This is a genomic window from Streptomyces sp. NPDC107654 (assembly GCF_055639035.1).
On sequence record NZ_JBVKBI010000027.1, the window covers coordinates 54240 to 79216 of the forward strand.

Sequence of the window (24977 nt, forward strand, 5' to 3'; positions counted from 1 at the left end):
ATGTACGGGGGTCAGTGCTCAGGTGACTCAACCGGGGCCGAAGTGACCAGTTCTGTCAGAACACCATGGCAGTCCTTGGGGTGGAGGAAGGTGATCCGCGACCCCATGGAGCCCCTCCGCGGCTCCTCGTACAGCACCCGGACGCCCTTGCCGCGGATCTCCTCGGAGTCCGCGTCGACGTCCGCCGTGCCGAAGGCGATGTGGTGGACGCCCTCCCCGTTCTTCGCGAGCCACTTGGCGACCGTGGAGTCCTCACGGGTCGGTTCCAGCAGCTGGAGGTAGGAGGCACCGCCGTCCGAGGTCTCGTTGATCCTGAGCATGGCCTCGCGCACGCCCTGTTCCTCGTTGACCTCGGTGTGGAACACCTCGAAGCCGTACGTGGCCCGGTAGAACTCGACGGTCGCGTCGAGGTCGTGGCAGGCGATCCCGATGTGGTCGATTCGCGTCAGCATGAACTCAGTGCAGCGCTCCCGGGGTGGTTACGCAACGTGCGCGCGATCACACCGGCAGGCCGGTGACGCCGTGTCCAACCGCTCAGTACATTCGAAGTAAACCCTCGTTCACTCCTCGGCTGCTCGGCAGCTGGAAGGGGATCGCACCTCATGTCTTCTGGAACGACCAGCTCGGTGATCGTCGCGGGCGCCCGGACGCCCATGGGGCGGCTGCTGGGCTCGCTCAAGTCCTTCTCCGGAGCCGACCTGGGCGGCTTCGCGATCAAGGCCGCCCTCGACCGTGCGGGGATCGGCGGCGACCAGGTGCAGTACGTGATCATGGGCCAGGTCCTGCAGGCCGGCGCGGGCCAGATCCCGGCCCGCCAGGCCGCCGTCAAGGCCGGCATCCCCATGAACGTCCCGGCGCTCACCATCAACAAGGTGTGTCTCTCCGGTCTCGACGCCATCGCCCTCGCGGACCAGCTGATCCGCGCCGGCGAGTTCGACATCATCGTCGCGGGCGGCCAGGAGTCCATGACCAACGCCCCCCACCTGCTGCCCAAGTCCCGCGAGGGCTTCAAGTACGGCGCGGTGCAGATGCTCGACGCGATGGCCCACGACGGCCTGACCGACCCGTGGGAGAACATCCCGATGGGCGAGTCCACCGAGAAGCACAACACCCGCCTCGGCATCAAGCGCCCCGAGCAGGACGAGATCGCCGCGCTGTCCCACCAGCGGGCCGCCGCCGCCCAGAAGAACGGCCTGTTCGAGGCCGAGATCACCCCGGTGGAGATCCCGCAGCGCAAGGGCGACCCGGTGCTGTTCAGCAAGGACGAGGGCATCCGCGGCGACACCACCGTGGAGTCCCTGGGCAAGCTCCGCCCGGCCTTCGCCAAGGACGGCACCATCACCGCCGGCACCTCCTCGCAGATCTCCGACGGCGCCGCCGCGGTCGTCGTGATGAGCAAGGCCAAGGCCGAGGAGCTGGGCCTGACCTGGCTCGCCGAGATCGGCGCGCACGGCAATGTGGCCGGCCCCGACAACTCGCTGCAGTCCCAGCCGTCCAACGCCATCCGGCACGCCCTGAAGAAGGACGGCCTGGACGTCTCCGACCTGGACCTCATCGAGATCAACGAGGCCTTCGCCGCCGTCGCCGTGCAGTCAATGAAGGACCTCGGCGTGTCCACGGAAAAGGTGAACGTCAACGGCGGCGCGATCGCGCTGGGCCACCCGATCGGCATGTCCGGCGCCCGGATCGTGCTCCACTTGGCGCTGGAGCTGAAGCGCCGCGGCGGCGGTGTCGGCGCGGCCGCGCTGTGCGGCGGCGGCGGCCAGGGTGACGCCCTGATCGTGCGGGTACCGAAGGCCTGAGACACCGTAGGCCTGGTCCCGGTACCCCAGGCCTGATTCCGGTACGTCGGTGAAGTGAACGGAGCTGTGATGCAGGACGTCTCCTCTCTGGTGGCCCAGGCCAGGGAAGGCCGGCCGCGGGCCGTGGCCCGGCTGATCTCCCTCGTGGAGGGGGCGTCCCCGCAGCTCAGGGAGGTGATGGCGGCGCTCGCGCCGCTCACCGGGAACGCCTATGTGGTCGGTCTGACCGGCTCGCCCGGCGTCGGCAAGTCCACCTCCACCTCCGCCCTCGTCACCGCCTACCGCAAGCAGGGCAGACGGGTCGGCGTCCTCGCCGTCGATCCCTCGTCCCCGTTCTCCGGCGGCGCCCTGCTCGGCGACCGGGTCCGGATGTCGGACCACGCCTCCGACCCCGGCGTCTACATCCGCTCGATGGCCACCCGCGGCCACCTCGGCGGCCTCGCCTGGGCGGCTCCGCAGGCCATCCGGGTGCTCGACGCGGCGGGCTGCGACGTGATCCTGGTCGAGACGGTCGGCGTGGGCCAGTCGGAGGTGGAGATCGCCTCTCAGGCGGACACCAGCGTGGTCCTGCTGGCCCCCGGCATGGGCGACGGCATCCAGGCGGCGAAGGCCGGCATCCTGGAGATCGGCGACGTGTACGTCGTCAACAAGGCCGACCGGGACGGCGCCGACGCCACCGCCCGCGAGCTGAACCACATGCTGGGCCTGGGCGAGGCCCGCGGCCCCGGCGACTGGCGGCCGCCGATCGTGAAGACGGTCGCGGCCCGCGCCGAGGGCGTCGACGAGGTGGTGGAGGCCCTGGAGAAGCACCGGGCCTGGATGGAGGAGCGCGGTGTCCTCGCCGAGCGCCGCAGAGCCCGCGCGGCCCGCGAAGTGGAGACCATCGCCGTCACCGCGCTGCGCGAACGCATCGGCGACCTGCACGGCGACCGCCGCCTCAGCGCCCTCGCCGAGCGCATCGTCGCCGGCGAACTCGACCCGTACCGCGCGGCCGACGAACTGGTCGCGGGCCTGACACAGGGCTGACCCTGGTCACCCCCGCCGGCGTACTGCTAGCTTGACCGCCATGTTCCTCTCCCAGGCGTAGAGCGCACCCGGGAGCGCGGGGCCGTCGCGAACGGCCACCGCGCCCTTCGGTGTCTCCTCTTCCGCCTCTCCCCGAGGAACCTCCGCGTGTCCACGCACCCTTCGCGGCCCTCGTACGCCGCCGTCCTGCGCGTCCCGCACGCGCGCCGCACCTTCACCGCCGCGCTGGCGGCCCGCCTGTCCTACGGCACCGTCTCCCTCGCCGTCCTGCTGTCCGTCACCCGGGCCACCGGCTCCTGGGCCGTCTCCGGCCTCACGCTGTCCCTGTTCGGGGCGACGACGGTCTTCCTGATGCCGCTGCGGGCCGCCCTGATCGACCGCCCCCACGCCCGGCTCCGCCCACGCGGGGGGACCCCCGGCCGGCCCGCGCCGGGCCCTGCTGACCATGTCCGTGCTCTACGGCGCCCTGCTGACCGTCCTGGCCGCGCTGACCTGGCGTCCCGGGGCACCGACGGCGGCCGTCGCAGCCGCGGCCGCGCTCGCGGGCTGCTGCGCGCCGCCGCTGGGCCCGGTCATGCGCGCCCTGTGGTCCGAACTGGTCGCCGACCGGGCGCTGTTGCAGCGCGCCTACAGCCTGGACGGCGTCGCCGAGGAACTGCTGTACGTCTCCGGCCCGGCCCTCGTCGGCGGGCTCCTGGCCTTCGCCCCGCCCGCCGCCGGCATCCTGCTGAGCGCCGCCCTGAACACGGTCGGCACCTGGGCCTTCGTCACCTCCCCGGTGATGACCGCCCCGCGCCCCGCCGCCCGCGGCGAACGGCAGCCGGCCCCGGTGCGGGACCTGCTGCCGCCGGTCGCGGTCGCCCTGGCCGTGGGGCTCGCCCTCAGCTCCGTGGAACTGCTGGTGATGGCGTTCGCCACCGAACGCTCCCACGATCCCGCCCTGGTCCCCTGGGTCCTCGGCGCGCTCTCGGCGGGCAGCGCGCTGGGCGGTCTGGCCAACGGGGCGCTGCACTGGCGTACGACCGCCCGCGCCCGGCTGTACCGGTTCGCCGCGGCCCTGGGGCTGACGCTGGCGGCAGCGGCCCTCGCCCCCGGTCTGTGGGCCCTCACCGGGGTGATGGCCCTCGCGGGCGCGTTCGTCGCTTTCGCGCTGACCACGGCCTACCTCCTGGCCGACGAGTCGGCGACCGAGGCCACCCGCACCCGGGCCGGGGCCTGGGTGAACATGGCGGTCAACACGGGGAGTTCGGGCGGGGCGATGGCGATGGGCCTGCTGATCGGCCGGGTGCCGCTGGAGGTGTGCTTCCTCCTGGCGGGAGGGGTGGCCGTGCTGCCCGCCGTGGCCGCGGGCCGCGGGCTCAGGGGCGCCCCCGCTGCCCTCTCAGGTGCTCGGCGATCGGTTTGAGCGCCTTGTCGAGTTCCATCAGCGCGTCGGCCGACAGCAGGTCGATGAAGTGCCGCCGGACCGATGACACGTGGTGCGGCGCGACCTTCCGCATCGTCTCCATGCCGTGCTCGGTGAGCACGGCATAAAGCCCCCGCCGGTCCGACTCGCAGTTCTCCCGGCGCACCAGGTTGGCGTTCTCCATGCGCGTGATCTGGTGCGAGAGCCGGCTCTTGGACTGGAGGGTCGCGGAGGCGAGGTCGCTCATCCGCATCCGTACGTCGTCCGACTCGGACAGGTTCACGAGGATCTCGTAGTCGTTCATTGTCAGGCCGAACGGCTGCAGATCCTTTTCGAGCTGGTACGTCAACAGCCTGTTGACCTCCAGGTGGGTGCGCCAGGCGCACTGCTCCGCATCGGTCAGCCAGCGCGTGGCCGTCTCGGTCTCCATGAATGAAGTCTACCTAAGAAGTTGAATGACGAACTACTTCGGGTGGTGTGACAGTGCGCACGCGTTCGACGTCACACTCCGCAGACTACCGCTCACAGCCCGAAGCGACGCTGGAGGTCTCCCAGCTGTCCGGGAAGGCGCGGTGCGCCCGACGATTGCGGACCGTGTCCGCCCGGTGTCGTTCCGCCACCTCCGGGGACCCCCGGTTCGGGCGGAACCGTACCCGTCGCGGCCTCGGCCATGAGGGTCTCCGTCGACTGCAGCAGGACCGTCCCGGCGCCCGCGAACTCGAACTGGTGCTCCTCCCCGGAGACCCCGCCGAAGCCCGTCATCGCACGTAGACCGCCCAGTACACCCGTCAGGTACCCGTGGTCGTAGTGATGGCACGGGGACGGGCAGTCGGCCCACCCGACGAGCGCCTGAGGGTCGACCCGGATCGGAGGTTCCACGAACACCACCGGACCGTTAGATGCGGCCACAAACTTCCCGGTTCCGATAAGGGTCAGAAAACCCGGCACGATCGATTGCTTCAGCGCGAGACTTGGCTGAAAAGCGAGCAGGTTGCCCGCGCGAATGGTCAAGTTCCCGTCGTCCAGGTCGTAGGAGTTGACGTCGAAGGCCCGGTCGGCCAGCAGCATCTTCCCGGAGCCCTCCGCCACCACCCAGTCGCTCGCGTGCAGTGGCGAATGAAAGGAACTCCGGACAAGCCGGTCGAGTCGACCGAGCCCGATGCCGTTGAACTCGATCGCCCCGTAGTAGGCGATCATCTTTCCCTTCTGCAGGAACCACTGCCCGCTCTTCAGCTCCACGCAGAAGGTGTACGGGTTCACGTTGTCGTCGGCGGGCAGGGTCACCGGGTCGTACACGACCGGCCCGGCGCCCGGACTTCCGTAGGTGCTCACAGCTTCTCCTCCGACGCCTGCACGTAGACCGTGCCGTCGCCGCTCAGCTCCAGCTGGAAGGCCTCGCCGGAGCCCCGGCCGACCATCTCGCGCCAGCCCAGCGCGGCGGACAGCTTGGTGCGGACCTCGCCGTGGTGGGCGACGTAGGCCTGGGGGTCGACATGGACCGGGCGCTGCGGGGTGACCGGGATCTCGAAGACGCCGCCGTGCGCCATGACGGCCACCGAGCCGTGCCCCTGGAGGGTCGTGGTGAACAGGCCCTGACCCGTCACCTGCCCCCGCACCATGCCCATGACCCCGCCCTGCGAGCCGAGGAACATCGTGCCCTGCCGCAGCGTGCCCTCGAAGGCCAGCAGCCGGTCCGCCTCGACGTAGAGGGTGTCGCCGGTCAGGGCGATCACATGGACGTGATGGCCGCCGTGCCCGAAGAAGACGGTGCCGCTGCCCTCCACGGTCATCAGCGGTGCCGCCTCGCCGGCCACCCGGCGCCCGATCATGGACATCAGCCCGCCCTGGCCGCCCTGCACGTTGGGTGTGAAGGACACCTCGCCCCGGTAGGCGAGCATCGCCCCGCGCTGGCTGAACAGCCGCTGCCCCGGCGCCACGGTCGCCTCGACCATCTTGGAGTTGATCTCTCGGAAGGTCATCTCACACGTCCCCCGCGATCGTGTTCCGCTCGCTCGGCTGCACGTACACCAGCCCGTCGCCCTCAAAGCGGATCTGGAACGCCTCGCCGCCGCCCTCCCCGAGGAGCGTGCGGAAGGTCACGCCGGACTGGAAGGACTGCCGGACATCGCCCTGGTGCGCCACGTAGGCGCCCGGGTCCACGATCAGCGGGTACTGCGGGCTGACCCGGAGGACGACCGCCGGGCCGTCGGAGAGGATCGCCGCCTGCCCGTGGCCCTCCACGGTCGTCGTGAACAGGCCGTTGCCCTGCGAGGCCCCGCGCAGTCCCGTGAACGTCGTGCCCGTTCTCAGCCCCGCGTCCGTCGCCAGCAGGTTGCCCGCCTCGACGCAGAGCCTGTCGCCCCGGAGGCTGACCAGGTTGATCTCGGACGCCCGGTCCGCGAACCAGCAGGTCCCGTGTCCTTTCACCTCCATCACCGTCATCTGTTCGCCGGTGAGCCGCCGGGTCACCATCCCGCGCAGCCCCTCGCCGCCGCCGCTCAGCTTCTTGAAGGCCATCCGCCCGTCGTACGCGACCATCGAGCCGTTCCTCGCCTTGACGGCGTCCCCGGTCATGTCGACGGCGAGCACCTTGCTCCCTTGGAGTCGGAACATCGCCACGCTGCGAAAGTAGCCGCCGGGCGGGTGGACGGAACAGGGCCCGTGGGTGGATACCCACCCTGAGCGGACCCCTGGGGACGCGGTTTGCCACAATGGGGGAACGCTTGTGCGTGCGTTCACAAACGACTCTCCCACCGAAGGTGAACCGTGGACCTGAAGACAGCCTCCGCCATCCGCCGCCTGCGCCTGATCTCCGTGCCGGAGGGCATCTCCTGGATCGTGCTCGCGACCTGCACGGTCATCAAGTACACGGTGGCCTCCGGCTTCGACGTCGCCCCGGTGCTCGGCCCGATCCACGGCGTGCTGTTCATCCTCTACGTGCTCTTCTGGCTGGACGCCTGGAACCGCACCAAGTGGAACAAGGGCAAGGCCGCCCTCTACTTCGCCTACTCGTTCATCCCCGGCGGCGGTTTCGTCATCGAGCGCGCGCTGCGCCGCGAGTCCGAGGACGCCGTCATCGCCGCCCGCGCCCGCAAGGAAGGGGTCGTGAACGCATGATCGTCGCCTTCTCCGTGACGCCCCTCGGCGTCGGCGAGGACGTGGGGGAGTACGTCGCCGACGCCGTGCGCGTGGTCCGCGAGTCGGGCCTGCCCCACCGCACCGACGCCATGTTCACCTCCGTCGAGGGCGAGTGGGACGAGGTCATGGACGTCGTCAAGCGCGCCGTCGCCGCCGTGGAGGCGCGCGCGCCCCGCGTGTCGCTCGTCCTCAAGGCCGACATCCGGCCCGGCGTGACGGACGGCCTCACCTCGAAGGTCGAGACCGTCGAGCGGTACCTGGCCCGGTAGCGCCGCCCGCCGGCGCTCCGACGGCCAACCCCGGTCCTGAGGGCCGGGGTTTTTCCGTTCCCCTGGTTTGAGCGATCGCTCAAAGTGGTGTACGTTCCGCGCCAGACGATTTGAGCAGTCGCTCAAACACCGTGCTGACGTGGGGGAACACATGGGTCTCTACATAGAGACACGCATCCGCGCCGACCTCGACGAGCTGTGGGCCCGCACCCAGGACCCGGCCCGTCACCAGCGCTGGGACCTGCGCTTCACCGAGATCGCCTACCTCCCGCGCGCGGACGACGAGCCCCAGCGCTTCCGGTACGCCACGCGCGTCCTGCCGTTCCTCACGGTCTCCGGCACCGGCGTCGCCGCCGGAGAGAAGGAGCGCCCCGACGGCACCCGCACCTCCGCCCTGCGCTTCGCCTCCCCGCACCCCCTCTCCCTGATCGCCGAGGGCAGCGGCTACTGGCGCTACGTCCCCGACGCCCGGGGCGTCCGCTTCCTCACCGGCTACGACTACCGCCCCCGCTGGGGAGCCCCCGGCGCCCTCGCCGACCGCCTGCTGTTCCGCCCGCTCGTGGGCTGGGCGACCGCCTGGTCCTTCGACCGGCTGCGGCTCTGGCTGGAGCGGGGCATCAGCCCCGAGCGGGCCCTGGCCAACTGGCTGGCCGAACTGGCACTCCGCGCGCTCCTGCTCGCCGGCTGCCTGGCCGTGCTGCTGCGCGGCTCCCTCCCCGGCCCGCCGGGCCCCCTCGGCGACGCCACGGCCTACCTCTGCCCGCTGCTGCTCGTGGTCGGCGTCTGGTGCGCCCTGTTCAAGGCGCCGCTCGCCGGCACCCCGGCCGCCCGCCGCTGTCTGCGCGCCCCCGCCGGCCGCGTCCGAGCGCCCCGCCTCCTGACGACGCTCCAGCCCCTGCCCCCGGAACTCCGGGCGACCTTGGAGGAGAACGCATGACCTCGATCTTCCAGACCGTGATGGGCCCCGACTTCCACCGCCTCCACCCTGCCCTGCGGCGCCGCTTCTCGGTGGGCCTGGACAGCGGCGAGGCCTGCACCGGCCGGGGCGTGATGGACCGGATCTGGCACGGGCCGGCGTTCGTGAAGCCGTTCCTCGCCCTCGGCGCCACCCGGAACATCCTGGTTCCCCGGGCCGGCCGCCACGTCCCGTTCGTGATCGAGAACGTGCCCTACGCCGACACCTTCGGCCGTGAGACGGTGAGCTTCGTGCGCACCTTCCACCTGCCCGGCCGCGCCCGCCGCTTCGACGCGCAGATGGTGCTCGGCCCCCGGGGCGACCGCGTCCTCGACTACCTCGGCACCCACCAGCACCTCGCGAGCGACCTCCACTTCCGAGCCGAGCCCGACGGCTCCCTGCTCATCCGCTCCGGCGTCCACCGCTTCCGGGAGGGTCCGGTGGACGTCCGCGTCCCCGAGCTGGTCGGCGCCACGGCCGAGGTGCGGGAGGCGTACGACGAGCGGGCCGGGCGCTTCCGCATCCGGGTCCGGGTGGTGAACCGGTACATCGGGCCGCTCTTCGGCTACGAGGGCTCCTTCACCGCGTCGTACACCGACGTCCGCGCGTGCGGGGTGCGGCCCGGGCTGCGGCCGGTGCGGGAGGAGGCGCGCGCATGAGCCCGGAGACCGCGAAGGCGCAGGAGACCAAGACCAGGCTGCTGGAGGGAGCGCTGCGGACGCTCACCGAACAGGGCATCGCCAAGACCTCGGCCCGGACGGTGGCGGCGGCGGCCGGCGTCAACCAGGCGCTCGTCTTCTACCACTTCGGATCCGTGGACGAGCTGCTGGCGGCGGCCTGCCGGTACGGCGCGGAGAAGGCCGTGGGCCGGTACCGGGAGCGGCTCGCCACGGTGGGCTCGCTCTCCGAGCTCCTCGCGGTCGGGCGCGAGATCCACGAGCGCGAGCGGGCCGGGGGACAGGTGGCGCTGCTCGGACAGCTGCTGGCCGGCGCGCCGACCCATCCGGCGCTGGGGCCGGCCACGGCGGCCGGGCTCGACCTGTGGATCACCGAGATCGAGCAGGTGCTCGGGCGGGTGCTCACGGCGACGCCGTTCGGGGAGTTCGCCGACCCGGCGGGGCTGGCGCGGGCCGTGGCGGCGTCCTTCGTGGGGATCGAGCTGTACGAGGGGGTGGACGAGGCGGGGGCGCACGCGGCGCTGGACGCGCTGGAACAGCTGGGGGCGCTGGTGGCCGCGGTGGAGTCCCTGGGGCCGGTCGCCCAGCGCGCCGTCCGCCACCACCTGCGGCGCCGCGGACGCCCCTGACGGCCGGGGCCCAGCCCCCGTGGCGCGCCTCCGTGACCGCCCGGAGACCGAAAGGCGAGACGGAGCTGACCGGCATATGACCGGCCGGTAGGGTCTGATGACGTGCCGAAGCCTCTCAGCCTTCCGTTCGACCCCATCGCCCGTGCCGACGAGCTCTGGAAGCAGCGCTGGGGAAACGTGCCGCCCATGGCCGCGATCACCTCGATCATGCGGGCCCAGCAGATCCTGCTCGCCGAGGTGGACGCGGTGGTCAAGCCGTACGGGCTGACGTTCGCCCGCTACGAGGCGCTGGTGCTGCTCACCTTCTCCAAGGCCGGTGAGCTGCCGATGTCCAAGATCGGTGAGCGGCTGATGGTGCACCCCACGTCCGTGACGAACACCGTGGACCGGCTGGTCAGGTCGGGGCTGGTCGCCAAGCGGCCCAATCCCAACGACGGGCGCGGCACGCTCGCCGTCATCACCGACAAGGGCCGCGAGGTGGTCGACGCGGCCACCCGCGACCTGATGGCCATGGACTTCGGTCTCGGGGTGTACGACGCGGAGGAGTGCCGGGAGATCTTCGCGATGCTCCGTCCGCTGCGGATCGCGGCACACGACTTCGAGGAGCAGTGACCCCGGGCAAGATCTCCCGGAACGGGTGGTTACGCTCGTCTCCATGAAAAAAAGCGTGCTGACCCGCTACCGCGTCATGGCCTACACCACCGGCGTGCTGCTGGTGCTGCTCTGCCTGAGCATGATCGCGAAGTACGGGCTGGACGTCGACGGTGCCGCCGACTTCACCCGGGTCGTCGCCATCGCCCACGGCTGGCTGTACGTCCTCTACCTGATCTTCGCGTTCGACCTGGGCTCCAAGGCCAAGATGCCGGTCGGCCGCCAGCTGTGGGTGCTGCTCGCGGGGACGATCCCCACCGCCGCCTTCTTCGTGGAGCGGAAGATCAGCCGCGAGCTGGAGGCCCGGGTCGCCGACGAGGCGCCGGCCGTCGCCAAGGTCTAGCGGACACCGCCGTACGGACGTGCGGCGGTCTGCCATCGACATTTACTAGGACGTCCAAGTAAATTCGAGGGTATGGACGCTCACGCCATCGAGGAGGGCCGCCGACGCTGGCAGGCCCGCTACGACGCCGCGCGCAAGCGCGACGCGGACTTCACCACGCTCTCCGGCGACCCCGTGGAGCCGGTGTACGGGCCCCGACCGGGCGACACGTACGAGGGATTCGAGCGGATCGGCTGGCCCGGGGAGTACCCCTTCACGCGCGGGCTCCATCCGACCGGCTACCGCGGCCGCACCTGGACGATCCGGCAGTTCGCCGGGTTCGGCAACGCCGAGCAGACCAACGAGCGGTACAAGATGATCCTCGCCGCCGGCGGCGGGGGCCTGTCCGTCGCCTTCGACATGCCGACGCTCATGGGACGGGACTCCGACGATCCCCGTTCGCTCGGCGAGGTCGGGCACTGCGGGGTCGCCATCGACTCGGCCGCCGACATGGAGGTGCTGTTCAAGGACATCCCGCTGGGGGACGTCACCACCTCCATGACCATCAGCGGGCCGGCCGTGCCCGTCTTCTGCATGTACCTGGTCGCCGCCGAGCGGCAGGGCGTCGACCCGGGAGTGCTCAACGGGACCCTCCAGACCGACATATTCAAGGAGTACATCGCCCAGAAGGAGTGGCTCTTCCAGCCCGAGCCGCATCTGCGGCTGATCGGCGACCTGATGGAGCACTGCGCGGCGGGCATCCCCGCGTACAAACCGCTGTCCGTCTCCGGCTACCACATCCGCGAGGCCGGGGCGACGGCGGCGCAGGAGCTGGCGTACACGCTGGCGGACGGGTTCGGGTACGTCGAGCTGGGGCTCAGCCGCGGTCTGGACGTCGACGTCTTCGCACCCGGGCTGTCCTTCTTCTTCGACGCGCACGTCGACTTCTTCGAGGAGATCGCGAAGTTCCGGGCGGCCCGCAGGATCTGGGCCCGGTGGATGCGGGACGTGTACGGGGCGAAGAGCGACAAGGCGCAGTGGCTGCGGTTCCACACGCAGACCGCGGGTGTCTCGCTGACCGCGCAGCAGCCGTACAACAACGTGGTGCGTACGGCGGTGGAGGCGCTGGCCGCCGTGCTCGGCGGGACCAACTCGCTGCACACCAACGCCCTGGACGAGACCCTGGCGCTGCCGAGCGAGCAGGCCGCGGAGATCGCGCTGCGCACGCAGCAGGTGCTGATGGAGGAGACCGGGGTCGCCAACGTGGCCGATCCGCTGGGCGGGGCCTGGTACGTCGAGCAGCTGACGGACCGGATCGAGGCCGACGCGGAGAAGATCTTCGAGCAGATCAGGGAACGGGGCCTGCGGGCTCACCCGGACGGGCGTCACCCGATCGGGCCTATCACGTCCGGGATCCTGCGCGGGATCGAGGACGGCTGGTTCACCGGGGAGATCGCGGAGTCCGCGTTCCGGTACCAGCAGGCGCTGGAGAAGGGCGAGAAGCGGGTCGTCGGCGTCAACGTCCACACCGGGTCCGTCACCGGTGACCTGGAGATCCTGCGGGTCAGCCACGAGGTGGAGCGGGACCAGGTGCGGGTGCTCGCCGAGCGGAAGGCGGCCCGGGACGAGGCGGCGGTGCGGGCGGCGCTGGACGGGATGCTCGCCGCCGCGCGGTCCGGGGCCAACATGATCGAGCCGATGCTGGACGCCGTGCGGGCCGAGGCGACGCTGGGCGAGATCTGCGGCGTGCTGCGGGACGAGTGGGGGGTGTACACGGAACCCGCCGGTTTCTAGACGCCTCCCCGGATTCCGAGGCGCCTCCCCGGATTCCGAGGCGCCTCCCCGGATTCCGAGGCGGCTCCGCGGATGGCCGGGCGGCTCCGCGGAGCCCCGGGCGGTTCCCGGATTCCTAGGCGGTTCCGGCGGACGAGGTCAGGCCCAGCAGCAGGACCCGGGTGAAGCCGCGCACCCACTCCTCGTCCGCCGGTTTGCCGCTGACCAGGGTGCGGTGGACCACCGCGCCCGCCACCACGTCGAAGATGAGGTCACCCGTCCGGGCGGCCTCGGCGGGGTCCTGTTCCTGGGGGAGTTCGCCGCGCCGCTGGGCCCGGGCGCGGCCCGCCAGCACCAGGCGCATCTGCCGGTCCACGATGGAGGCGCGGATGCGTTCGCGCAGCGCGTCGTCGCGGGTGGCCTCGGCGACCACCGCCATCAGGCCGCTCTTGGCCTCCGGGCGGGCCAGGATGGCCGCGAACTGCAGCACGACACCCTCGATGTCGGCGGCGAGGCTGCCGCGGTCGGGCAGTTCCAGCTCGTCGAAGAGTTCCGCGACGGCGTCCACGACCAGTTCGTTCTTGCCGGCCCAGCGCCGGTAGAGCGTCGTCTTCGCAACCCCGGCCCGGGTGGCGACGTCTCCCAGGGTGAGTTTCGACCAGCCGAGTTCGACGAGAGCCTCGCGGGTAGCGGCCAGGATCGCGGTGTCCGCCGCGGCGCTGCGCGGGCGCCCGGTACGGCTGGCGGGGGTGCGGCTCTGCATTCCCCGACCATAACCGGCGGGATCTGTACGGTCGTGAGGGAGATCACCGGGGTGTGGTGTCGCGCGGTGCCCTCCGGGTATTACGCTACGGGTCGTAGCGAAAGCTCGTGTGGGACGTACACGGGCGACAACCGCACGGCGTGGGTGGGGACCCGGCGCCGCACATCGCTTTTTTCACTCAGGCGCGGGATCGGGGGAGGATAGACGCATGCAGCCACGGAACATGTCCATGAGCGGTGTCGTCGACCTCGCCGCGGTCAAGGCGGCCCAGGAGGCCAAGACCAAGGCCGAGCAGGCACGCGCCGAAGCCGCCCGCCAGGGCGGGACGGGGGCCGTCTCCCCGGCCGATCTCGTCATCGACGTCGACGAGGCGGGGTTCGAGCGGGAGATCCTGCAGCGCTCCGCCGAAGTCCCCGTCGTCATCGACTTCTGGGCCGAGTGGTGTCAGCCCTGCAAGCAGCTGAGCCCGGTCCTGGAGCGGCTGGCCGTCGAGTACGACGGGCGCTTCCTCCTCGCCAAGATCGATGTCGACGCCAACCCGATGCTGATGCAGCAGTTCGGGATCCAGGGTGTCCCGGCCGTGTTCGCCGTCGTGGCCGGACAGGCCTTGCCGCTGTTCCAGGGGGCGGCCCCCGAACAGCAGATCCGGCAGACCCTGGACCAGCTGGTGCAGGTCGCCGAGCAGCGCTTCGGGCTGACCGGCCTGACCGTCGACCCGGACGCCGAGCCGGGCGGTGCCGCGCCGGCCGCGGCGACCGAGGGGCCGTACGACGCGTTGCTGAACGCCGCCGCGCAGGCACTGGACGCCGGTGACCTCGCCGGGGCCGTCCAGGCGTACAAGAACGTGCTGGCCGACGACCCGGGCCACCCGGAGGCCAAGCTGGGCCTGGCGCAGGCCGAGCTGCTCCAGCGGGTGCAGGGCATGGACCCGCAGAAGGTGCGCCGGGAGGCCGCCGAGAACCCGAAGGACAGCGCGGCGCAGATCGCCGCCGCCGACCTGGACCTGGTGGGCGGGCACGTCGAGGACGCCTTCGGGCGGCTGATCGACACCGTGCAGCGCACGGCGGGCGACGACCGGGACGCCGTACGGCTCCGGCTGCTGGAGCTGTTCGAGGTCGTGGGTCAGGACGATCCGCGGGTGGTGGGCGCGCGCAGGGCGCTCGCGCGGGCCCTGTTCTGACCAGTCACTAAACGCCACGGCTTGTGATGCCGGGGTGAAAGGTTTGCCGACGCGGCGCCACAGCGACCGCGCTTTGCCAAATCTTGGTAAACGCGGTCGCTGTTACTGCGAGTAAATCGAGGCCGTTGGTCTGTCTGGATTCGTCCAGGGATCAACGGCTTTGCTTTGCCCTTCGACGCCACCGAGCGTTGCACTCCGAGACCGGCCGGTCGTCCTCCGGTTATCCGGCCGTTACTAGCCAGTAACGAACCCCCTTGTGTCCGGGCCGAGAATGCACCACGATCGGCGACGCTCGGTCCATTCCCGTACCCCGGCAGCCGGCCGGGTCACCGGGAGACTGTGGGTCCCCACCGAGCAGAGCCGGCGGCAGTGGCGCCGGCTCTAGGGCAGGGGGGTCTTCGCCGGCCGGTGAAGCCTGTCCAGCAAGGTTGTGCGTGATGCGTGTCAGGCGCGACCAGTGGTTGTCGCTCGGGGGTGATCGCCGGTGATTCGGGCGCGGTTCGCGCCGCCGAGCGCGGGCGCTCTCCTTCCCGAGGACGTAGCACTTCTCCCATCCCTGCCCGGTGGAGCCGCCGTCTGGGGGCGAGTCCGGGCCAGGAGATGTACGTCCGAGAAGGAGGAAATATGGAGTCCCAGGTGCGTGGCGGGACCAGATGGAAGCGGTTCGCTGTGGTCATGGTGCCCAGCGTCGCCGCTACGGCCGCGATAGGTGTCGCCCTCGCGCAGGGTGCTCTCGCCGCCTCGTTCAGCGTTTCCGGTCAGTCGTTCAAGGTGTCGGCGGACCAGCTGGTCGGTACCGGCTTCGCGCAGTACGGCGCGATCGACAGCGGCTACACGATGGACGGCAAGAAGACGGCGCACCCGGTGGCCGTCTCGGCGTTCAAGCACGCGGAGATCACCAACCTGTGCCAGTCCGTGGTCACGCCCGACGTGCCGATCTTCGGCAACGTCAGCCTGATCCTGCGGGCCGGCGGCGACGGTGCCGAGAAGGTCCAGGCCGACAACATCTACATCGACGTTGCCGACCTCGCCGCCGACGCGACGTTCGACAACATCGACATCGGTGTGGCCGCCAAGGACGCCTCCAAGGGTCCGGGCATGAAGGGCGGCAGCGAGCAGTCCAACCCGTGGGGCTTCGCGCAGCAGGCCGACAAGGCCACGCTGAAGAACGTGAAGCAGACGGCGTGGGCGACCACCGCCGGCACCTTCAAGCTCAGCGGCCTGAAGATGTCGCTGTCGACGGGTGTCAAGGAGTGCTTCTAAGCACTCGCTGACGGGCGGGGGAGCCGGTGGCGCCCCCGCCCGTCCACACTCCGGCCGCGTCCTCACGCGCGGCACACATCACCACCACAGCAACGCCGCACCAGGGAGCTGTTTTCCATGAGCGCCGAGACCCCTGCCGCCGAGCCCGGCCAGTTCACCCGCCGGAGGCTGCAGTTCCGCGCCTGGCGGGGCACGCGTCCGTTCTGGGCCGGTCTGTTCGTCATGCTCGGCGGCTTTCTCATCCTGTACTTCCCGTACGCCCACGTGCAGCTGGGCCACATCTCGATGACGATGGGGACGCCCGGCGGCTCCAGTTCCCTGATCATCGGCGGACTGCTCTTCGTCCTCGGGATCATCCTCTGGTTCCAGCAGCACATCCGGGTGTTCGGGGGCGTCGCGGCGATCCTGCTGGCGCTGGTGTCTCTCCCGCTGTCCAACGTCGGCGGCTTCATCGTGGGCTTCCTGTGCGCGCTGACCGGCGGGGCGATGGCCATCGCCTGGGCGCCGGGCGCGTCCGCGCAACCGCAGCCGCCGGCCGGGCCGGTACCGGCCCAGGGCGGTTCGCCCGCCGCGGCGCCCCAGCCGGAGCAGCGCGTGTACGGACTGGACAAGCCGAACGACCTGTCAGGAACGAACCCGGCCAACGGGGCGAACGGGAGGCACAGTGCCGGCTGACGAGGTGACCCGCGGGACCGACGTGGACGGGTCCCGCGCGAGAACCGGGCCCCGCCACGCGGCCCCCAGGAAGCCGCTGTTCACCAGGTTCCACATGCCGGCCGGCAAGGCCATAGCCTCCGTGGCGATGCCCACCGCGGTGCTCATGGGCATGGGCTTCACGTCCACGCTCGCCCTCGCCGACAACAACGGCAGCCCGTCCCCGTCGACGTCGGCGAAGAGCCTGACGGCCGACGAGTACAAGGACTGCGTCAAGGCGCTGGGCGACGACAAGGACGCCTCGGCCTCGCCGTCTCCGTCCGCGTCGCCGAGCACGTCGGCCTCGCCGTCGCAGACCGCCGGGACCGGCAAGACGGAGGAGGGCGGCTCCTCTTCGTCGGGTTCGGAGCCGGGCTCGGGTTCGGGTTCGGGTTCCGACGGCTCCGGCGACAAGAAGACGTCCGAGACGACCGCCCCCTCTGACTCCGGCTCCTCCGGCTCCGAGACGGGTTCGTCCGGCTCCTCCGGCTCCGACTCCGGTTCCTCCGGGTCGGGTTCCGGCTCCGGTGACACGACCACGCCGTCGCAGCCGCAGACCCAGAGCGGCGGCGGGGGCGTCCTGGACACCATCGGCGACACGATCGGTGACATCCTCACCGGTGGTGGTGGCAAGGACACGGACTCCGGCACGTCGACGCGGACCGCGACGCCCACACCGACCGCCTCCGCGTCGTCCTCGCCCACGGACACCTCGTCCGGCGGTGGCAAGGACGCGGGCGGCGGCGCCTCCGACACCGTGAAGGACACGGCCGGGAAGGCCACGGACACGGCGGGGAAGGCCACGGACACGGCCGGGAAGACCTCGGACACGGTGAAGGACACCACCGGCACCGTCTCCAAGACCGGTGAGGACACCGCCGGGACGGCCGGGGACGCGACCGCGTCGGCCACGCCGAGCCCGTCCGCGAGCGAGTCCGCCTCCGCCGAGGACTGCCCGCTGGCCACGGACGACGAGGGCGGCGTCGACAACAAGGTCCTGGTGGCGGACGACCCCTGGTACCTGAACGCCAGCTCCCTGCTCCTCAAGGGCGCCGACTACCAGGGCATAGTCAAGGTGAGGACGGCGGGCGGCACCACGAAGAAGGTGCTGAAGTACGTCATCTCCGGCGGCACGGACATCGGCGACCTGCACCAGACGGTGAACGACAAGCAGGCGGACAAGACCTACCACGTCCAGGCGGCCAAGGGCTCGACGTCCACCATCACCGGCGGCGACACGGTGATGTACACCGAGAGCATCTCGGGCAACCTGTTCGGGCTGATCCCGGTGACGTTCAGCCCCGACAGCCCGCCCCCGCTGAACATCCCGCTGATCTACTTCACCCACGTCAAGGTGGTCCAGGCGGCGCAGTTCGGCGGCAACCTGCACGTGCCCGGCATGCACGTGTACACGACCGACTGAGCGGTCGTACAAGCCGGTTCGGGAGCCGCACACCACCGAGGGCGCCCCCTGTCGAAGGGGGCGCCCTCGGTGTCGTTCAGGGCCCGTGCGGGACGGGTCAGCCGCTCTGGCCGCCCAGGTGGTGGACGCGGAGCATGTTGGTGGTGCCGGGGACCCCGGGGGGCGAACCGGCGGTGATGATGACGGTGTCGCCCGGGCTGAAGCGGCCGAGCCGGGCGATCTCCTGGTCCACCAGGTCGACCATCTCGTCCGTGGTGTTCACGAACGGGACGACGTGCGACTCCACGCCCCAGCTGAGGGTGAGCTGGTTGCGGGTGCCCTCGTCCGTGGTGAACGCGATGATCGGCTGGATCGCGCGGTAGCGGGACAGCCGGCGGGCGGTGTCACCGGACTGCGTGAAGGCGATCAGGCCCTTGCCGCCGAGGAAGTCGGCGATCTCGGCGGCGGCGCGGGCCACCGAACCGCCCTGCGTGCGCGGCTTCTTGCCCGGCACCAGCGGCTGCAGACCCTTGGAGAGCAGCTCCTGCTCGGCCGCGGTGACGATCTTCGACATGGTCTTGACCGTCTCGACCGGGTAGGCGCCCACGCTGGACTCGGCCGACAGCATGACCGCGTCGGCGCCGTCCAGGATCGCGTTGGCGACGTCGGAGGCCTCGGCGCGGGTCGGGCGGGAGTTGGTGATCATCGACTCCATCATCTGGGTCGCGACGATCACCGGCTTGGCGTTGCGCCGGCACAGCTCGATCAGGCGCTTCTGCACCATGGGGACCTTTTCGAGCGGGTACTCGACGGCCAGGTCGCCACGGGCGACCATCACGGCGTCGAACGCCGCGACGACGTCCTCCATGTTCTCCACCGCCTGCGGCTTCTCCACCTTGGCGATGACGGGGACGCGGCGGCCCTCCTCGTCCATCACGCGGTGGACGTCCTGCACGTCCTTGGCGTCACGGACGAAGGACAGCGCGACCATGTCGCAGCCCATGCGGAGGGCGAAGCGCAGGTCCTCGACGTCCTTCTCGCTCAGCGCGGGCACGTTGACGGCCGCGCCGGGCAGGTTGATGCCCTTGTGGTCGGAGACGACACCGCCCTCGATCACGATCGTCCTCACCCGCGGGCCCTCGACGTCCAGGACCTTCAGCTCGACGTTGCCGTCGTTGATCAGGACCTGGTCACCGCGCGAGACGTCGCCCGGCAGCCCCTTGTACGTCGTGCCGCAGATGTGCTTGTCGCCCGGCACGTCCTCGGTCGTGATGACGAACTCGTCACCGCGTTCCAGCTCGACCGGACCCTCGGCGAAGGTCTCCAGGCGGATCTTCGGACCCTGCAGGTCGGCGAGGACGCCGATGGGACGGCCGGTCTCCTTGGAGGCGGCCCGGACGCGGTCGTACCGCGCCTGGTGCTCGGCGTGGGTGCCGTGGCTGAAGTTGAAGCGGGCTACGTTCATGCCCGCCTCGATCAGGGCGACGAGCATCTCGTGGGAGTCGACCGCGGGGCCGAGAGTACAGACGATTTTCGAACGGCGCATGGGGCGATCCTATCGGTTTGTTTCGCTACGGAATATTCCGTCTGGCGGAAGATACAAATGAGTGCCACACCGCTCAGGTGCTATTCAGTTGTTCTTTCCGACCAGTGCGTAGGTCTGCGTCGCGATCTCCAGTTCTTCGTCCGTCGGCACCACGGCGACCGCGACCCGGGCGGACTCCGGCGAAATGAGCCGCGGTTCGCCGCCGCGCACGGCGTTTCGCTCCGGGTCGACCCCCAGGCCCAGCCCCTCCAGGCCCGCGATCGCCGCCTCCCGCACCTCGGCGGCGTTCTCGCCGACCCCGGCGGTGAAGGCCACCGCGTCCACGGTGCCGAGCACCGCGTAATAGGCGCCGATGTACTTCCTGAGCCGGTGAATGTAAATGTCGAAGGCGAGTGCGGCCTCTTCGTCACCCTCGTCGATCCGGCGGCGGATCTCCCGCATGTCGTTGTCCCCGCACAGACCGAACAGGCCGCTCCTCTTGTTGAGAAGAGTGTCGATCTCGTCCATGGACATATCGCCAACCCGGGCCAAATGGAAGATGACGGCGGGGTCCACATCACCGGAGCGCGTACCCATCACGAGTCCCTCCAAAGGCGTCAGCCCCATGGAGGTGTCCACGCACCGGCCCTTCTCGACCGCGGACGCCGAGGCGCCGTTGCCCAGGTGCAGCACGATCACGTTGACCTCGGACGGTTCCTTGCCCAGCAGCCGCGCGGTCTCCCGCGCGACGTAGGCGTGCGAGGTGCCGTGGAAGCCGTAGCGGCGGATGCGGTGCCGGTCGGCGATCTTCGGGTCGATCGCGTAGCGCGCCGCGGACTCCGGCATCGACGTGTGGAACGCGGTGTCGAAGACGGCGACCTGGGGCAGGTCGGGGCGCAGCCCCTGCGCGGTGCGGATGCCGGTCAGGTTGGCCGGGTTGTGCAGCGGGGCGACCGGGATCAGCCGCTCGATCTCGGTGAGCACCTCGTCGTCGATGACGGTGGGCTCGGTGAAGAACATCCCGCCGTGCACCACGCGGTGGCCGATCGCGGCCAGCTCCGGGGAGTCCAGGCCCAGTCCGTCCCGGCTCAGCTCCTCGGCGACCGCCTTGAGGGCGGCCTCGTGGTCGGCGATCGGACCGGTGTGCTCGCGGGTGTCTCCGCTGGTGAGGCAGGTGTGCTTGAGCCTGGAGGTCTGCTCGCCGATGCGCTCGACCAGGCCCACCGCGAGCCGGGTGTTGTCCCGCATGTCCAGCAGCTGGTACTTCACCGACGAGGAGCCGGAGTTGAGGACGAGGACACGGGTGGGGGAGGTCACTGCTGGGACGCCTTCTCGCTGGGGGACGGGGTGCCGCCGGGGGACGGGGCGGGGTTCTGGGCCTGGATCGCCGTGATGGCGACGGTGGAGACGATGTCCTGGACGAGGGCGCCCCGGGACAGGTCGTTGACCGGCTTGCGCAGACCCTGCAGGACCGGGCCGACGGCGATCGCGCCGGCCGAACGCTGCACGGCCTTGTAGGTGTTGTTGCCGGTGTTGAGGTCGGGGAAGATCAGTACGGTGGCCTGGCCGGCGACGTCCGAGCCGGGCAGCTTGGTCGCGGCGATGGACGGCTCCACCGCCGCGTCGTACTGGATCGGGCCCTCGATCTTCAGATCCGGCCGGCGCGCGCGGACCAGCTCGGTGGCCTCGCGCACCTTGTCCACGTCGGCGCCCGAACCGGACGTCCCCGTGGAGTACGACAGCATCGCGATCCGCGGCTCCACGCCGAACTGCGCGGCCGTCGTCGCCGACTGGACGGCGATGTCCGCGAGCTGCTCGGCGTTCGGGTCCGGGTTGACCGCGCAGTCGCCGTAGACCAGCACCTTGTCGGCCAGGCACATGAAGAACACCGACGAGACGATGGACGCCTCGGGCTTGGTCTTGATGATCTCGAAGGCGGGCCGGATGGTGGCCGCCGTGGAGTGCACCGAGCCGGACACCATGCCGTCGGCCAGGCCCTCCTGGACCATCAGGGTGCCGAAGTAGTTCACGTCGGAGACGACGTCGTAGGCCAGCTCGACGGTGACGCCCTTGTGGGCGCGCAGCGCCGCGTACTTCTCCGCGAAGGCGTCGCGCAGCTCGGAGGTGGCCGGGTCGATCAGCCGGCTGTCGCCGAGGTCGATGCCGAGGTCGGCGGCCTTCTTGCGGATCCGGTCGGCCGGGCCGAGCAGGGTCAGGTCGCACACGCCCCGGCGCAGCAGCACCTCGGCCGCGTGCAGCACCCGCTCCTCGGTGCCCTCGGGGAGGACGACCCGGCGCTTGTCGGCGCGGGCCTGCTCCAGCAGCTTGTGCTCGAACATCATCGGGGTGACCCGGCCGCTGCTCGGCGCGGAGACCCGGCGGGCCAGGTCGGCGGTGTCGGTGTACCGCTCGAACAGGCCGAGCGCGGTCTCCGCCTTGCGCGGGGTGGCCGCGGTCATCTTCCCCTCCATGGAGAAGAGCTGCTCGGCGGTGGGGAAGCTGTTGCCGGAGACGGAGAGCACCGGCGTGCCGGGAGCGAGGCGGGCGGCGAGGGTGAGGATCTCCTCGCTCGGCACCTCGTTCAGGGTGAGCAGCACACCGGCGATCGGCGGGGTGCCGGCGCTGTGCGCGGCGAGCGAGCCCACCACCAGGTCGGCGCGGTCGCCGGGGGTGACGACCAGGCAGCCGGGGGTCAGGGCGCCCAGGAAGTTCGGCAGCATGGCGCCGCCGAAGACGAAGCCGAGGGCGTCCCGGGCGAGCCCGGAGTCGTCGCCGAGCAGCACCTTGGCGCCGAGCGCCTGGGATATCTGGGCGACCGTCGGCGCGGACAGGGCGGGCTCGTCGGGCAGGACGTACGTCGGCACCGGCAGCCGGCTGGCGAGCCGCTCGGCGATCTCGTCGCGGTCCTCGCGGGCCACCCGGTTGGCGACCATGGCGAGCACGTCGCAGCCGAGCCCGTCGTAGGCGCGGTAGGCGTTGCGGGTCTCGGCCAGCACGGACTCGGCGGGCTGCCTGCGGCCCCCGACCACCGGGATCACGGAGGCGCCGAACTCGTTGGCGAGCCGGGCGTTGAGGGACAGCTCGTCGGGCAGCTGGGTGCCGGCGTAGTCGGTGCCGAGGACGAGGACGACGTCGTAGTCCCGGGCCACCAAGTGGAAGCGGTCGACCAGGGCGGAGACCAGTTCGTCGGTGCCCTGCTCGGCCTGGAGCGCGGAGGCCTGGTGGTAGTCCATGCCGTAGACCGTCGCCGGGTCCTGCGAGAGGCGGTAACGCGACCGCAGCAGCTCGAACAGGCGGTCGGGGCCGTCGTGGACGAGCGGACGGAACACACCCACCCGGTCGACCTGCCGCGTCAGGAGTTCCATGACCCCCAGCTCCACGACCTGGCGGCCGTCACCGCGGTCGATCCCGGTGACGTACACGCTGCGCGTCACGTGTCCACTCCGTTCCTCATATCGCTCTGTCGCTTCTGTCGCGTCTTCGGCATAAAAATCACCCACCGAGGTGAGTGGAACCCTCTTGACAATACCCCCGCCGACGGATAAGGCGCCCGTCAAGGCTTCACCGGTCCGGCGGACGTGAAACAATCGACACCGGCTCACCGGTACACGACAGCGAGCAGGAGACACAGCACGATGCGCATCGGAGTTCTCACCGCAGGCGGCGACTGCCCCGGCCTGAACGCCGTGATCCGGTCGGTCGTGCACCGGGCGGTGGCGCAGTACGGCGACGAGGTCATCGGCTTCGAGGACGGCTACCGGGGCCTGCTGGACCGCCACTACCGCACCCTCGACCTGGACGCGGTCAGCGGCATCCTGGCCCGTGGCGGCACCATCCTCGGCTCCTCCCGGCTGGAGCGGGACCGGCTGCGCGAGGCCTGCGAGGGCGCGGCCGACATGGTCGAGGAGTTCGGCATCGACGCCCTGATCCCGATCGGCGGCGAGGGCACCCTGACCGCGGCCCGCATGCTCTCCGACGCGGGCCTCCCGGTCGTCGGCGTCCCCAAGACCATCGACAACGACATCTCCTCCACCGACCGCACCTTCGGCTTCGACACCGCCGTCGGCGTGGCGACGGAGGCCATGGACCGCCTGAAGACCACCGCCGAGTCCCACCAGCGCGTCATGGTCGTCGAGGTCATGGGCCGGCACGCCGGCTGGATCGCGCTGGAGTCCGGGATGGCCGCCGGCGCCCACGGCATCTGCCTGCCCGAGCGCCCCTTCGACCCCGCCGACCTGGTCAAGATGGTCGAGGAGCGCTTCGCCCGCGGCAAGAAGTTCGCCGTCGTCTGCGTCGCCGAGGGCGCCCACCCCGCCGAGGGCACCATGGACTACGGCAAGGGCGAGATCGACCAGTACGGCCACGAGCGCTTCCAGGGCATCGGCACCGCCCTCGCCTACGAGCTGGAGCGGCGCCTCGGCAAGGAGGCCAAGCCGGTCATCCTCGGACACATCCAGCGCGGCGGCGTCCCCACCGCCTACGACCGTGTCCTCGCCACCCGCTTCGGCTGGCACGCCGTCGAGGCCGCGCACCGCGGCGAGTTCGGCAGGATGACCGCGCTGCGCGGCACCGACATCGTGATGGTGCCGCTCGCGGAGGCGGTCACCGAGCTGAAGACGGTCCCGAAGGACCGGATGGACGAGGCCGAGTCGGTCTTCTAGGACTCCTCCGCCAGGGTCGCCTCAGGTCCGCTCCTCCACCGCCGCCCAGAAGTTCTCCACGATCCGGTCGAGGAACTCCTGGCCGGACCGGCTGGCACTCCTGCTGCCGCCGCCCCAGCTGAGGGTGGCGGCCATGTGCCCCTGGTAGTCCTGGTGCAGTTCCTGGAGCGCCCCTTCGAGGACATCCGTCTCCACCGGGGCCAGTTTCCGCACCGGCCGCACGTACGCCTGCCAGCGGGTGGTCACCGCGCTGTGCAGCAGCTCGGCCAGCTTCGCCTCACGGCCGGTGACGGCGACGAAGTCGGGCAGGGCGAGGTCCAGGATCCGCGCGAGCGCGGCCGACTGGCGCTCGTTGCCCTTCCACTGCCCGCTCTCCTCCGTCCGCAGGTACGCGCGCAGCTCCATGCCGACGGCGTGGGCGACGTCCTCGGGCGCGACGGACCGGGCGATGCGGTGCTCGCGCAGGGTCTGCGGGCGGCCGAGGAGTTCGCCCGGGGAACACCACAGCACGCCGGCGAGCGCGGTCAGTTCGGGATTGCTCGGGGCGGTGACACCGCGTTCCCAGGCGATCACCAGATCGGGTGTGACGTACGGCAGCCCGTACGAGGCCCGCAGGCCGTAGGCGACGTGCTCGGGACCCATGCCGAGCGCGGCGCGCAGCCGGCGGGCCGCCGGGGCGTTGAACGGAGGAGCTGAGGGTTGGCGCACCCGGCACAAGCTAGGGGGGCCCCGACGGGATGGCTACGGTCCGTTCGGACAGGATCACGGATTGTCGGAACGTACGGGTTGATCGCGCGTAACAGGCTGACACTCCGTGTCACCCGTCGTGACCTGGTGTTACTT

General features: G+C 70.9%; 25 protein-coding genes and 1 pseudogene. 16 read left to right on the plus strand and 10 right to left on the minus strand.

Annotated elements, in window-relative coordinates:
* Positions 1-11 precede the first annotated feature (11 nt).
* Positions 12-452, minus strand: a complete 441-nt coding sequence (gene mce, locus ACZ7N4_RS33150; RefSeq protein WP_471366035.1) for a methylmalonyl-CoA epimerase — start codon at positions 450-452, stop codon at positions 12-14.
* A gap of 150 nt (positions 453-602) precedes the next feature.
* On the opposite strand from mce, the gene ACZ7N4_RS33155 reads away from it, so the two are divergent.
* The 3 genes and pseudogenes from ACZ7N4_RS33155 to ACZ7N4_RS33165 all read left to right on the plus strand — a co-directional run bounded on the left by ACZ7N4_RS33155 (position 603) and on the right by ACZ7N4_RS33165 (position 4233).
* The gene (locus ACZ7N4_RS33155; protein WP_471366038.1) at positions 603-1802 is read left to right on the plus strand and encodes an acetyl-CoA C-acetyltransferase; all 1200 of its coding nucleotides are present in this window, start codon (positions 603-605) and stop codon (positions 1800-1802) included.
* A 69-nt stretch (positions 1803-1871) separates the two neighbouring features.
* The gene (gene meaB, locus ACZ7N4_RS33160; RefSeq protein WP_467931504.1) at positions 1872-2828 is read left to right on the plus strand and encodes a methylmalonyl Co-A mutase-associated GTPase MeaB; all 957 of its coding nucleotides are present in this window, start codon (positions 1872-1874) and stop codon (positions 2826-2828) included.
* A gap of 147 nt (positions 2829-2975) precedes the next feature.
* A pseudogene (locus tag ACZ7N4_RS33165) lies at positions 2976-4233 on the plus strand (MFS transporter).
* On the opposite strand, the gene ACZ7N4_RS33170 reads toward ACZ7N4_RS33165, so the two are convergent.
* From ACZ7N4_RS33170 to ACZ7N4_RS33185, 4 genes are all read right to left on the minus strand, one after another.
* Positions 4187-4663 (minus strand): MarR family winged helix-turn-helix transcriptional regulator, encoded by a 477-nt coding sequence (locus ACZ7N4_RS33170; RefSeq protein WP_471366043.1) that lies wholly within the window; start codon positions 4661-4663, stop codon positions 4187-4189. The pseudogene ACZ7N4_RS33165 and the gene ACZ7N4_RS33170 overlap by 47 nt on opposite strands.
* A gap of 92 nt (positions 4664-4755) precedes the next feature.
* Positions 4756-5565 carry an AIM24 family protein gene (locus tag ACZ7N4_RS33175; RefSeq protein ID WP_471366046.1) on the minus strand — a complete coding sequence of 270 codons (810 nt, stop codon included), beginning with the start codon at positions 5563-5565 and terminating at the stop codon, positions 4756-4758.
* Positions 5562-6212 (minus strand): AIM24 family protein, encoded by a 651-nt coding sequence (locus tag ACZ7N4_RS33180; protein WP_471366049.1) that lies wholly within the window; start codon positions 6210-6212, stop codon positions 5562-5564. Before ACZ7N4_RS33180 ends, ACZ7N4_RS33175 begins: the two co-directional genes overlap by 4 nt.
* Before the next feature lies 1 nt (position 6213).
* Positions 6214-6846, minus strand: a complete 633-nt coding sequence (locus ACZ7N4_RS33185) for an AIM24 family protein (RefSeq protein ID WP_471366159.1) — start codon at positions 6844-6846, stop codon at positions 6214-6216.
* A 153-nt stretch (positions 6847-6999) separates the two neighbouring features.
* Between ACZ7N4_RS33185 and ACZ7N4_RS33190 the strand changes: the two genes are divergently transcribed.
* The 8 genes from ACZ7N4_RS33190 to ACZ7N4_RS33225 all read left to right on the plus strand — a co-directional run bounded on the left by ACZ7N4_RS33190 (position 7000) and on the right by ACZ7N4_RS33225 (position 12668).
* The gene (locus tag ACZ7N4_RS33190) at positions 7000-7350 is read left to right on the plus strand and encodes a DUF3817 domain-containing protein (protein ID WP_471366054.1); all 351 of its coding nucleotides are present in this window, start codon (positions 7000-7002) and stop codon (positions 7348-7350) included.
* Positions 7347-7640, plus strand: a complete 294-nt coding sequence (locus ACZ7N4_RS33195; RefSeq protein ID WP_356154803.1) for an MTH1187 family thiamine-binding protein — start codon at positions 7347-7349, stop codon at positions 7638-7640. The genes ACZ7N4_RS33190 and ACZ7N4_RS33195 overlap by 4 nt, the downstream gene beginning before the upstream one ends.
* A gap of 151 nt (positions 7641-7791) precedes the next feature.
* The gene (locus ACZ7N4_RS33200; protein WP_471366059.1) at positions 7792-8577 is read left to right on the plus strand and encodes a hypothetical protein; all 786 of its coding nucleotides are present in this window, start codon (positions 7792-7794) and stop codon (positions 8575-8577) included.
* Complete coding sequence (locus ACZ7N4_RS33205) at positions 8574-9254, plus strand: DUF4166 domain-containing protein (RefSeq protein WP_471366062.1); 681 nt, start codon at positions 8574-8576, stop codon at positions 9252-9254. Before ACZ7N4_RS33200 ends, ACZ7N4_RS33205 begins: the two co-directional genes overlap by 4 nt.
* Positions 9251-9901 (plus strand): TetR/AcrR family transcriptional regulator, encoded by a 651-nt coding sequence (locus ACZ7N4_RS33210; RefSeq protein WP_471366065.1) that lies wholly within the window; start codon positions 9251-9253, stop codon positions 9899-9901. Before ACZ7N4_RS33205 ends, ACZ7N4_RS33210 begins: the two co-directional genes overlap by 4 nt.
* A gap of 102 nt (positions 9902-10003) precedes the next feature.
* A complete protein-coding gene (locus ACZ7N4_RS33215; protein WP_467931492.1) occupies positions 10004-10513 on the plus strand; it encodes a MarR family winged helix-turn-helix transcriptional regulator in 510 nt (169 codons plus the stop codon).
* 43 nt (positions 10514-10556) lie between these two features.
* On the plus strand, positions 10557-10895 hold the full coding sequence (locus tag ACZ7N4_RS33220; protein ID WP_471366069.1) for a DUF3817 domain-containing protein: 339 nt from the start codon (positions 10557-10559) through the stop codon (positions 10893-10895).
* A 72-nt stretch (positions 10896-10967) separates the two neighbouring features.
* Entirely contained in the window at positions 10968-12668 is a 1701-nt protein-coding gene (locus ACZ7N4_RS33225; RefSeq protein ID WP_471366072.1) for an acyl-CoA mutase large subunit family protein, read from the plus strand.
* 115 nt (positions 12669-12783) lie between these two features.
* On the opposite strand, the gene ACZ7N4_RS33230 is transcribed toward ACZ7N4_RS33225, so the two are convergent.
* Entirely contained in the window at positions 12784-13410 is a 627-nt protein-coding gene (locus tag ACZ7N4_RS33230) for a TetR/AcrR family transcriptional regulator (RefSeq protein WP_471366075.1), read from the minus strand.
* Between the two features lie 208 nt (positions 13411-13618).
* Here ACZ7N4_RS33230 and ACZ7N4_RS33235 point away from each other — a divergent pair, with 208 nt between their 5' ends.
* The 4 genes from ACZ7N4_RS33235 (at position 13619) to ACZ7N4_RS33250 (ending at position 17969) form a co-directional block, all read left to right on the plus strand.
* Positions 13619-14590, plus strand: a complete 972-nt coding sequence (locus ACZ7N4_RS33235) for a tetratricopeptide repeat protein (protein WP_471366077.1) — start codon at positions 13619-13621, stop codon at positions 14588-14590.
* 624 nt (positions 14591-15214) lie between these two features.
* Positions 15215-15853, plus strand: a complete 639-nt coding sequence (locus tag ACZ7N4_RS33240; protein ID WP_471366080.1) for a DUF6230 family protein — start codon at positions 15215-15217, stop codon at positions 15851-15853.
* A 117-nt stretch (positions 15854-15970) separates the two neighbouring features.
* A complete protein-coding gene (locus ACZ7N4_RS33245) occupies positions 15971-16528 on the plus strand; it encodes a DUF6114 domain-containing protein (RefSeq protein WP_471366083.1) in 558 nt (185 codons plus the stop codon).
* On the plus strand, positions 16518-17969 hold the full coding sequence (locus tag ACZ7N4_RS33250; protein WP_471366086.1) for a hypothetical protein: 1452 nt from the start codon (positions 16518-16520) through the stop codon (positions 17967-17969). The genes ACZ7N4_RS33245 and ACZ7N4_RS33250 overlap by 11 nt, the downstream gene beginning before the upstream one ends.
* A 97-nt stretch (positions 17970-18066) precedes the next feature.
* Here ACZ7N4_RS33250 and pyk read toward each other — a convergent pair whose 3' ends face one another.
* The 3 genes from pyk to pta form a co-directional block, all read right to left on the minus strand.
* Positions 18067-19494, minus strand: coding sequence for a pyruvate kinase (gene pyk / locus ACZ7N4_RS33255; protein WP_471366087.1), 1428 nt, complete (start codon positions 19492-19494; stop codon positions 18067-18069).
* Positions 19495-19578: 84 nt separating this feature from the next.
* Positions 19579-20790 carry an acetate kinase gene (locus ACZ7N4_RS33260; protein WP_471366090.1) on the minus strand — a complete coding sequence of 404 codons (1212 nt, stop codon included), beginning with the start codon at positions 20788-20790 and terminating at the stop codon, positions 19579-19581.
* Positions 20787-22907 (minus strand): phosphate acetyltransferase, encoded by a 2121-nt coding sequence (pta, locus tag ACZ7N4_RS33265; RefSeq protein ID WP_471366094.1) that lies wholly within the window; start codon positions 22905-22907, stop codon positions 20787-20789. The genes ACZ7N4_RS33260 and pta overlap by 4 nt, the downstream gene beginning before the upstream one ends.
* A 201-nt stretch (positions 22908-23108) precedes the next feature.
* On the opposite strand from pta, the gene ACZ7N4_RS33270 reads away from it, so the two are divergent.
* A complete protein-coding gene (locus ACZ7N4_RS33270) occupies positions 23109-24134 on the plus strand; it encodes an ATP-dependent 6-phosphofructokinase (protein WP_471366097.1) in 1026 nt (341 codons plus the stop codon).
* 21 nt (positions 24135-24155) lie between these two features.
* On the opposite strand, the gene ACZ7N4_RS33275 is transcribed toward ACZ7N4_RS33270, so the two are convergent.
* Positions 24156-24842: an XRE family transcriptional regulator gene (locus tag ACZ7N4_RS33275; protein ID WP_471366101.1), complete on the minus strand. Its 687-nt coding sequence runs from the start codon at positions 24840-24842 to the stop codon at positions 24156-24158.
* Between the last annotated feature and the right edge of the window lie 135 nt (positions 24843-24977).